Origin of the sequence: Acidisphaera rubrifaciens HS-AP3, from assembly GCF_000964365.1 — a bacterium.
In the GTDB taxonomy this organism is placed as follows: Bacteria; Pseudomonadota; Alphaproteobacteria; order Acetobacterales; family Acetobacteraceae; genus Acidisphaera; species Acidisphaera rubrifaciens.
In genome coordinates this window covers 1-8,986 of record NZ_BANB01000179.1, presented here as the reverse complement: position 1 = coordinate 8,986, position 8,986 = coordinate 1, and the positions used below count along the sequence as shown (strand labels likewise).

At 71.8% G+C, this 8,986-nt stretch carries 7 protein-coding genes; 4 read left to right on the top strand and 3 right to left on the bottom strand.

Annotation, left to right across the window (positions count from 1 at the left end):
- On the top strand, window positions 1-1,604 hold a 1,604-nt coding region (locus tag B8460_RS06550; protein WP_148360412.1), incomplete at its 5' end, for a S41 family peptidase.
- A gap of 117 nt (window positions 1,605-1,721) precedes the next feature.
- Window positions 1,722-1,889: a 50S ribosomal protein L33 gene (gene rpmG, locus B8460_RS06545; protein WP_048860777.1), complete on the top strand. Its 168-nt coding sequence runs from the start codon at window positions 1,722-1,724 to the stop codon at window positions 1,887-1,889.
- Between the two features lie 132 nt (window positions 1,890-2,021).
- Here rpmG and B8460_RS06540 read toward each other — a convergent pair whose 3' ends face one another.
- Window positions 2,022-3,446, bottom strand: a complete 1,425-nt coding sequence (locus tag B8460_RS06540) for a PleD family two-component system response regulator (RefSeq protein ID WP_048860776.1) — start codon at window positions 3,444-3,446, stop codon at window positions 2,022-2,024.
- Between the two features lie 213 nt (window positions 3,447-3,659).
- On the opposite strand from B8460_RS06540, the gene B8460_RS06535 reads away from it, so the two are divergent.
- Entirely contained in the window at window positions 3,660-4,304 is a 645-nt protein-coding gene (locus B8460_RS06535) for a class I SAM-dependent methyltransferase (protein ID WP_048860775.1), read from the top strand.
- On the opposite strand, the gene B8460_RS06530 is transcribed toward B8460_RS06535, so the two are convergent.
- Together B8460_RS06530 and B8460_RS06525 are read right to left on the bottom strand one after the other, a co-directional pair.
- Window positions 4,268-5,512 (bottom strand): O-antigen ligase family protein, encoded by a 1,245-nt coding sequence (locus B8460_RS06530; protein WP_148360410.1) that lies wholly within the window; start codon window positions 5,510-5,512, stop codon window positions 4,268-4,270. The two genes, B8460_RS06535 and B8460_RS06530, sit on opposite strands and share 37 nt — an antisense overlap.
- Window positions 5,513-5,632: 120 nt before the next feature.
- Window positions 5,633-6,844 carry a pyridoxal-phosphate-dependent aminotransferase family protein gene (locus B8460_RS06525; RefSeq protein ID WP_048860773.1) on the bottom strand — a complete coding sequence of 404 codons (1,212 nt, stop codon included), beginning with the start codon at window positions 6,842-6,844 and terminating at the stop codon, window positions 5,633-5,635.
- Between the two features lie 95 nt (window positions 6,845-6,939).
- Here B8460_RS06525 and B8460_RS06520 point away from each other — a divergent pair.
- The coding region (locus B8460_RS06520; RefSeq protein ID WP_048860779.1) for an FAD-binding and (Fe-S)-binding domain-containing protein at window positions 6,940-8,986 on the top strand (2,047 nt) is incomplete at its 3' end.

Below are 8,986 nucleotides of genomic sequence, written 5' to 3'. Positions count from 1 at the left end.
GGCGCCGGTCGCGATGGCGCGGCGCGCCCGCGCTGGGCTTCGTGTTGTGCGTGCTGCTGCTTCTCTGCCTGTTCGCCACGCCGACGGCGGCGCAGGGCGGCAGTCCCGGGGGGCCGCCCGGCTTCGACGCCGCGGCCGTGGCCGATGTCTATGCCGCCGCGCTGACGTTCATGGCGCCGCGCATCCTCGATCCGGTCCCCGTGCCGCAACTGACGGTATGGGGGCTGCACGGGCTGACGGCGCTCGATCCGCGCGTCGAGGCGACCGCATCGGAGACGGAGGTGCGGCTGGCCTTCGACGGGCATGTGCTGCGCGAACTGCCGCCGCCGCCGGTCGGCGACACCGCCGCCTGGGCCGGCCTCGCCGCCGATCTCGCCGCCGCCGCCTATCCGGCGTCCGCGCCCGTCCGCCGGGCCGGCACGCAGGGGATCATGCGCAACTTCTTCGACGAGGTGTTCAATCACCTCGACCCGTATTCGCGCTACGAACCGCCGCAGGCCGCGACCGAGGACAGGGAGAACCGGTCCGGCGACGCGGGCACCGGCCTGCGCGTGGCGGCCCGCCGGGGCGGCATCGTGGTGACGCAGGTGCTCGGCGACAGCCCGGCGGCGCTGGCGGGCATCCGGCCGGGCGACCGGCTGCTGGAAGTGGACGGACAGGCGACCCGCGGCCGGCCGGCCGGCGTCGTCGAGGACTGGCTCGCCGGCGCCGAGGGCACCACCTGCACCCTTGTCTGGCGGAGCCGTGACGGGCGCAGCCGGACGACCGATCTCGTGCGCGTCCTCGTACCGCCGGAGACGGTGTTCATCCAGCGCGCGGGCGACGCGCTGCTGCTGCGGGTGACCGGGTTCAACCGCAGCACGTCGGAGCATCTCGCGGCGGCGGTGCGCGCGGCGCTGGCATTGGCGCGGCCGCCGGCCGGGGTGGTGATCGACCTGCGCGGCAATCGCGGCGGCCTGCTGCTGGAGTCGGTCGCGGCCGCCGATCTGTTCCTCGATGGCGGCCCCATCGCCTCCACCGCCGGGCGCGACCCGCAGGCGGATCATGTCTTCGCGGCCTCCCTCAAGACCGATCCGATCATCCTGCCGGTCGTCGTGCTGGTCGACGGCCGCACGGCCAGTTCGGCGGAGATCCTGGCCGCCGTCCTGGCCGATCGTGGCCGGGCGGTGGTGGTCGGCAGTTCCACCTTCGGCAAAGGCCTGGTGCAGACGGTGACCACGCTGCCGGACGGCGGCGAACTGTTCGTCACCTGGAGTCGCGTCATCGCACCGCTCGGCTGGCCGTTGCAGGGGCTGGGGGTGATGCCGCAGGTCTGCACCAGCTTCGGCGAGGCCGAGGTGGCGCAGCAACTGGCGGACCTGTCGCGCGGCACGGCGCCGATGGCCCGCGCCGTCGCGACCGAGCGCGACAGCCGCGCGCCGGTGCCGGCGGCGCAGGCGGTGGCGATCCGCAGTGCCTGTCCGGCCGCCGAAGGACGGGAAGAGGACGTCGGCGTCGCCCGCTGGCTGATCGATCACCCCGGCGGCTATGCGACGGCGCTGCTGCCGCCGATGCGAACGACAACGGGACAGGCCGCGACCGGACAGGCGGCCACGGGCCAATAGACGGACGGGCGCGGCCGTCCGCACCGAGCGGCTTGACCCGGCCGCCTCACTTGACCATGTTCCGCGACCGCGCCGCAGACCGGCCGTCCAGAGACCGGCATTCCAGGATCGCACGCCATGGCCAAGACGAACGTCGTCCAGATCAAGCTCGTGTCCACCGCGGACACCGGCTATTTCTATGTGACGAAAAAGAATGCCCGCACCCAGACCGGGAAGATGGAGCTGAGGAAGTACGATCCGGTCGTGCGGAAGCACGTCGCGTTCAAGGAAGCCAAGATCAAGTGATGCGGCGGGCCGGCGATCCGCCGGCCCCATCCCGCGCGACCTGCCGGCCGCCTCCATCTGCCGCGAGGCGCCGACGCGTCTTAGCGGCCGTTCGTGCGTGGCTGGATCGCCGGCCGCGGGCCGGTCCGGGGCCTAATTGATGGCCGCCGCGGTTGCCGCGTTGGTGCCTGCCAGCGGCGCGGGTCCGCCGCGCAGGACGACGCGGTTCCGGCCGCCGTCCTTGGCCACGTAGAGGCACTTATCCGCCTCCTCCAGCAGCCATGCCGCCGCACCGCCGGCCCCCTCCGCGACGGCCCGGGTGATGGCGGCGCTGATGCCGATGCTGATGGTCACGGCGCACAGGGCACCGTCGCCCACGTCGATGGCCAGCGTCTCGATGTCGGCGCGTAGCCGCTCGGCCGCCGCCTGCGCCTCCGCCGCCCGGGCGCCGGGCATCACCAGCACGAACTCCTCGCCGCCGATCCGGGCCAGCGTATCGAATACCCGCGTGCGGGCGCGCAACGCCTCCGCCACCGCCTGCAGCACGCGGTCGCCCGTCGCGTGCCCGTAGCGGTCGTTGATCGACTTGAACCGGTCGATGTCGATCATCAGCACCGCGATATCCGATGCCTGCCCGGTGGCGAGCAGACCTTCCAGATGGCGGACCAGATAGCGGCGGTTGTACAGCCCGGTCAGCGGATCGGTCAGCGCCTGTTGCAGCGCCCGCCCCAGATCGGCGCGCAGCCGGTCCTGATACAGCTTGCGCCGCACCTGATTGCGGGCCCGCGCGCGCAGCTCGTGATCGTCCACCGGGCGCAGCACCCAGTCGTTGGCGCCGAGGTCGAAGCCGCGCAGTAGGCGGGCGCGCTGGGCCGGATCGGCGATCAGCAGCAGGGGCGTGTCCTGCGTGGCCTCCGCCGCGCGCAGGCCGGAGGCGAGCGCGAGCGCGTCCTCCTGCTCCAGCGACAAACTGAGCACGATGAGGTCGAAGGGCACCGCGGCGGTCAGCGCCGCCGCCTCCGCCCGGCTGCGCGCGCGGCCGGTCATCATCCCGTCACGGGACAGGGCCGCCTCTACCGCCTGGGCGCCCTGATCCCAGTCGTCCACGACCAGCGCCCGCGCCCCGGCGATCGACGGCGCGGGTCGGGGCGTGTCGAGTCCCAGCGCGCGCACCGTCTCCGACCGCGCGCGCCACTCGTCGAGCAGCCGCTTCAGCCGGACGAGCCCGCGGGTTCGGGCCAGCAGCGTCTCGTACTCGATCGGTTTGGTCAGGAAATCGTCGGCACCCACGTCGAGCCCGCGCAGCCGCTCATGCGGGTCGCCGAGGGCAGTGACCATGATCACCGGTATATGCTGCGTGACAGGATCGTCCTTCAGCTTCGCGCAGCAGGTGAAGCCGTCCATGCCCGGCATCATCACGTCGAGCAGCACCAGGTCCGGCTGCCAGGCCCGCGCGACCGACAGCGCCGCCGCGCCCCCGTCGGCCAAGCGCACCTGATAGTATTCCGCCGCGAGTTTCGCCTCGAGCAGCCGCAGGTTCGCTGGGACATCGTCCACGATCAGGATGCGCGCTGTCATGGCAGCGTGAATGAACACCTTTCACGGCGGTTGCCTGGCGAGGCCGTCCGCATGCCCGTCACCTTAACCTCTGGTTGCGCCCAACGGAAGCGTTACGCTCGGCACTACGTTGCAAGTTGGCGACAGGATGCACTCGCCCTTTCTCGGCGCGTTGGTTTGCGCTAGCGGTCCCCGACACCGCTACAGGCAAGCCGTCAGAATCTGAGGAAGTGCATGAGCGAAGCCGTCGAACCCGCTGTCGCCGAAGCCCCCGCGGCCGATTCCCGCGACGTGGCCGCGCCGGTCGCCAACCCGTGGATGTTTTTTCGCGGCTGGCTGTCGAACCCGCTGCGGATGGGCTCGGTCGTGCCGTCCTCGGCCGCGCTTTGCCGCCGGGTCGCCGCCCATACCCGGCGCGCGCCCGATGAATACGTGCTGGAGCTGGGCGCCGGGACCGGCGTGATCTCGCGCGCCCTGCTGGCCGCCGGCCTGCCGGCGGAGCGGCTGATCGTGGTGGAGATCGTGCCGGACATGGCGGCGCATCTGCGCCGGCGCCTACCGGGTGTGCAGGTGATCGAGGGGGACGCCCGCGCGCTGCCCGATCTGCTGTCCCCGGCGCTGCACGGGCGCATCGGCACCGTCATCTGCGGCATCCCGCTCGTGCTGCTGCCGGTGGCCGAACAGCAGCGTTTCATCGGCGCGATCGAGGCGGTCGCGCCCGGGCGCGGTTTTCTGCACTACAGCTATTGCGTGACCTCGCCGTTGCCGTGGCGCCGTCACCGGCTGGTGCCGCGCCGGGAAGCCTGGACGCCGCTGAACTTCCCGCCCGCGAGCGTCTGGCGCTACACGCCCGCGCGGACCGCGGCCGAGGCGGCCTGACCCGCGCGCGCGACGGCCAGCGCCCAGCCGAGCAGCACGAAGTACCAGCCGGCCAGCGGCACCGTGAAAAAGCCGGGCGTCGAGGCCAGCGGCCAGAGCTGGATCAGCACGGCGACGAACAGCCCCACCTGTAACGGATCGGGCCGCGCCCGCCACATGCCGCGCGACACCGCGACCAGCCACCAGCCGGCCAGCAGGGCGAACAGGACCAGGCCCGGCCAGCCTGCATCGGTGAGGGCCTGGATGTAGAAATTGTGCGGATGCGGGGCGCAGACCTCGGTGATGCCGAGCCGTGCCTGCTCCGCCGCCAGCCCGGCCGGGTCATAGGTCTTCAGCATGCAGCCGGTGCGGAACCCGTCGAAGCCGCGCCCGAAGACCGGGTGCGCCTGCGCCATCACCAAGGCCCGCCGGTAGAAGAAACCGTACTGGCTGGTGCCGAAGCTCGCCAGCTGGTGGGAGAACTGCACCACCACCCGCCGCCATGTCGCCGGCGAGACCGCGAACGATACCGCCACGAGCCCGGCGCCCGCGATTCCGGCCAGCAGGGCGGCGGGGCGCAGACGGGGCAGCAGCAGCGCGGCCACCGCGAGCCCGAGCGCGGTGAGCACCAGCGGCATCCGCTGGCTGATCAGCACCATCACGGCCACGCCGCCGAGCGGCAGCAGATAGGCGGCCGCCGTGGCCGCCGGACGTCGCACCGCCAGCAGCGCGGCGACGGCGGGCAGCAGCGCCGGCGGCAGGATGCGGGCCAGCACCGGCCCGGCACGCGGGCGGTCGAACGGGCCCGTCAGCTCCCCGGCTCGGCCGGGCGCCTCGCCGTACCAGTTGACCCCGAAGGCGAACTGCCAGAGCGCCTGCACGCCGATATAGACGGCACAGGCGGTGATGATGGCGGCCATTGCCCGGCGCGGACCATCGCGCACCAGCACCCAGTGCTCCAGCGCCGCCGCGAACACGATCAGCCGGATGACCACGACCGCCTGGGCGAAGGCGGGCCATCCCCCGCCCCCCAGCCCGAGGGCCGGCAGCGGGAGCGAGCACAGGACCAGCCATCCCCACCAGACAAGCGCGAGCGGCACCCAGCCGCGTCGCACCCAGTCCCAGCCGCCGCGGCCGGTATCCAGGGCGGACGCCGCGAGGAAGGCCACGCCGGTGACGACCATGGCGGCGTCCGCCAGCGAGCGGGCATGCAGAAGAAACAGCGGCACCAGCAGGCCCGCGCCCAGGCCGACGCGGTCCAGGAGGACGCGTCGGCCCGGCGGAGGCAGTGGCGGGTGCACCGCGCCGCTTGGATCGCGGGACAAGCGGCGCGGCTCAGATGCGGCGGATCAGGCGTTGCCGGCGAGGAAGTCCACCGCCGCCTGCACCCCGCCCGGCTTGTGCGGGATGCCGCACTGCCGCAGCCCGATCTCCACCCCGCCCAGCACGCCGATCATCTGCAGATCGCCCAGGTCGCCGAGATGGCCGATGCGGAATACCTTGTCCTTCAGCGGGCCGAGGCCGTTGCCGAGGCTCATGTTCGACCGCTCCAGGATGCTCGCCCGCAGCGCGTCGGCGCTGTGCCCGTCCGGCACCCGCACGGCGGTGACGGTCGAGGAGTAATGGCGCGGCTCGGCACATTGCGTCTCCAGCCCCCAGGCACGTACGGCACGACGGGTCGCCTCCGCATGCCGGTCGTGGCGGGCGAAGACGTTGTCCAGCCCCTCCTCCTCCAGCATGTCGATCGCGACGTCGAGGCCGTAGAACAGGTTGGTGGCCGGCGTATAGGGGAAATACCCGGTGGCGTTGTTATCCAGCATCGCCTGCCAGTCCCAGTAGGCGCGCGGCAGCCTCGCCGTCTTCTGCGCCGCCAGCGCCTTGGCGCTCACCGCGGTGAACGACAGGCCCGCCGGCAGCATCAGGCCCTTCTGCGAGCCGCCGATGCAGACATCGACCTTCCACTCGTCATGCCGGTAGTCGATCGAGGCGAGCGACGAGATGGTGTCCACCATCAGCAGCGCCGGGTGGCCGGCGGCGTCCATCGCCGCCCGCACCTCGTCCACCCGGCTGGTCACGCCGGTCGAGGTTTCGTTGTGCACCATGCAGACGGCCTTGATGCGGTGCGCGCCGTCCCTGCGCAGCTGCTCGGCGATCGCCTCGACATCGGCGCCGCGACGCCAGTCGGTCTCGATCAGGATCGGCTCCAGGCCGAGCCGCCTGGCCATCTCGTACCACAGCGTCGCGAACCAGCCGACCCGGCACATCAGCACCGCGTCGCCCGGCGACAGCGTGTTGACCAGCGCCGCTTCCCACGCGCCGGAACCCGACGAGGGGAACATGATCACCGGCTGGGTCGTCTTGAAGACGCGGCGGACCTTTTCCTGAAGGGCGAGCGAGAACTTCCCGAAGGCCGGGCCGCGCTGATCGAGGATCGCGTTGTCGATCGCCCGCAGCACGCGATCCGGCACGTTGGTCGGGCCGGGAATATGCAGGAAATGGCGGCCCGGCTGGCGGCCGCTGGGCTTGGCGGCGTGCTGTGGTGTCGGCGACTGGCTGGCCATCGGCCTTGTTCCCTCCCGCTATGCAGTTGTCGGTCTTGCCCCGGCGCCAGGCGCGGGGCCAGATGGGCCTCGCCTTGTCGCAGGTCGCCGCTCTCATGCCCTCTCATCCCGGCTCCGCCAAGAGCTTCGCCGCCGATCCGCGCCTTGAGATGCGGCTTCGGCGCGAAACAGAGGCCGAGGTTTTGTTCTCCGCCGCCGATCGTGGCCGCTATGCGACAGATGCTTCGATCTATCAAATCATGCCGGTGGGCGTCGTGGTGCCGCGCAGCATCGACGACGTGGCGGCGACGATCGCGATCGCGCGCGAGCACGACACGCCTGTCCTCGCCCGCGGCGGCGGCACCAGCCAGTGCGGACAGACGGTCAGCCGCGCCATCGTCATCGATACCAGCAAGCATCTTCGTCGCGTTCTATCGGTCGATCGGGAAAGTCGTATCGCCGAGGTCGAACCGGGTCTCGTGCTCGGACAGCTCAACGGCGCCTTGCGCGCGCACGGGCTTTTCTTTCCGGTCGATCCGTCGACCCACGCGCGCTGCACCATCGGCGGCATGGCCGGGAACAATTCCTGCGGCGCGAAATCCATCCGCTATGGGTTGATGGCCGACAACGTCGCGTCGATCGACGCCATCCTCGCCGACGGCACGCGCCACCGCTTCGGCCCCCTCGGCGACAACGCGGCCGGAGAGACGCCGCCACGGATAGCGGCGCTGATCGAGACGCTGCGCCGCATCGGCACGGACGAAGCCGAGGAAATCGCCGCCCGCTTCCCGTGGCTGCTGCGGCGCGTGGGCGGCTACAACATCGAGGTGCTGACGCCCGCCGCGCGGCTCGCCGGCGCGCAGAACCTCGCGCGGCTGCTGGTGGGGTCGGAGGGGACGCTGGCGTTTTCCGCCTCGCTCGCGCTGAAGCTTGCGCCGATCAAGCCGCGCCGCGTGCTCGGCCTCTGCCAGTTTCCCGATTTCCGCGATGCGATGCGCGCGACGCGCCACATCGTCGAGCTGAACCCCGAGGCGGTGGAGCTGGTGGACCGCACGATGATCGAGCTCGGCCGCTCGATCCCGCTCTATCGCGACACCATCGAACGGATGCTGATCGGCGAGCCCGACAGCCTGCTGCTGGTGGAGTTCCACGGCGACGACGACGCGGCATTGCTGCGCGATCTCGACGATCTCGATGCGCTGATGGGCGATCTCGGCTTTCCCGGCAGTGTCGTGCGCGCGACCGACCCGGCGCTGCTGGCGCGCATCGCGCAGGTGCGCGAGGCGGGGCTGAATATCATGATGTCGATGAAGGGCGACGCGAAGCCGGTGTCGTTCATCGAGGACGCGGCGGTCGCGCTCGACGATCTCGACGACTACACGGCGCGGCTCAACGAGGTGTTCGCGCGGCACGGCATCAAGGGGACGTGGTACGCGCACGCCTCGGTCGGATGCCTGCACGTCCGCCCGGTGCTCAACATGAAGGATCCGGCCGACGTCACGCGCATGCGCGCCATCGCCGAGGAGTGTTTCGCGCTCGTGCGCGAGTACAAGGGCAGCCACAGCGGCGAGCACGGCGACGGCATCGTGCGCTCGGAGTTCCACGAGGCGATGTTTGGCGCCCGCATCGTGCGCGCGTTCGGCGAGGTGAAGGCGGCGTTCGATCCGTGCGGCCTGCTCAACCCGCACCGCATCGTCGATCCGCCGCGCATGGACGACCGCGCGCTGTTCCGCTACCCGCCCGGCTATGCGCCGCTGCCGGCATCCCGGCCGCCCGCGCTCGACTGGTCGGCGCATCCGGGCGGCCTGCTGGGCGCGGTCGAGATGTGCAACAACAACGGCACCTGCCGCGGCTTCGACGCGGAGGTGATGTGCCCGAGCTATCGCGTGACGCGCGACGAGGCGCATGTCGTGCGCGGGCGCGCCAACACCCTGCGGCTCGCGCTGACGGGACAGATCGGCCGCGCGGGCCTCGCATCCGACGACGTGGCGGAGGCGCTCGCCCTGTGCGTGTCCTGCAAGGCATGCCGGCGGGAATGCCCGACGGGCGTGGACATGGCGCGCATGAAGATCGAGGCGACGGCGGCGCGCGCGGCGCGCCGTGGCGTGGGGCGGCGCGAGCGGGTGATCGCCGCCCTCCCCGCCCTCGCGCCGCATGCGGCAC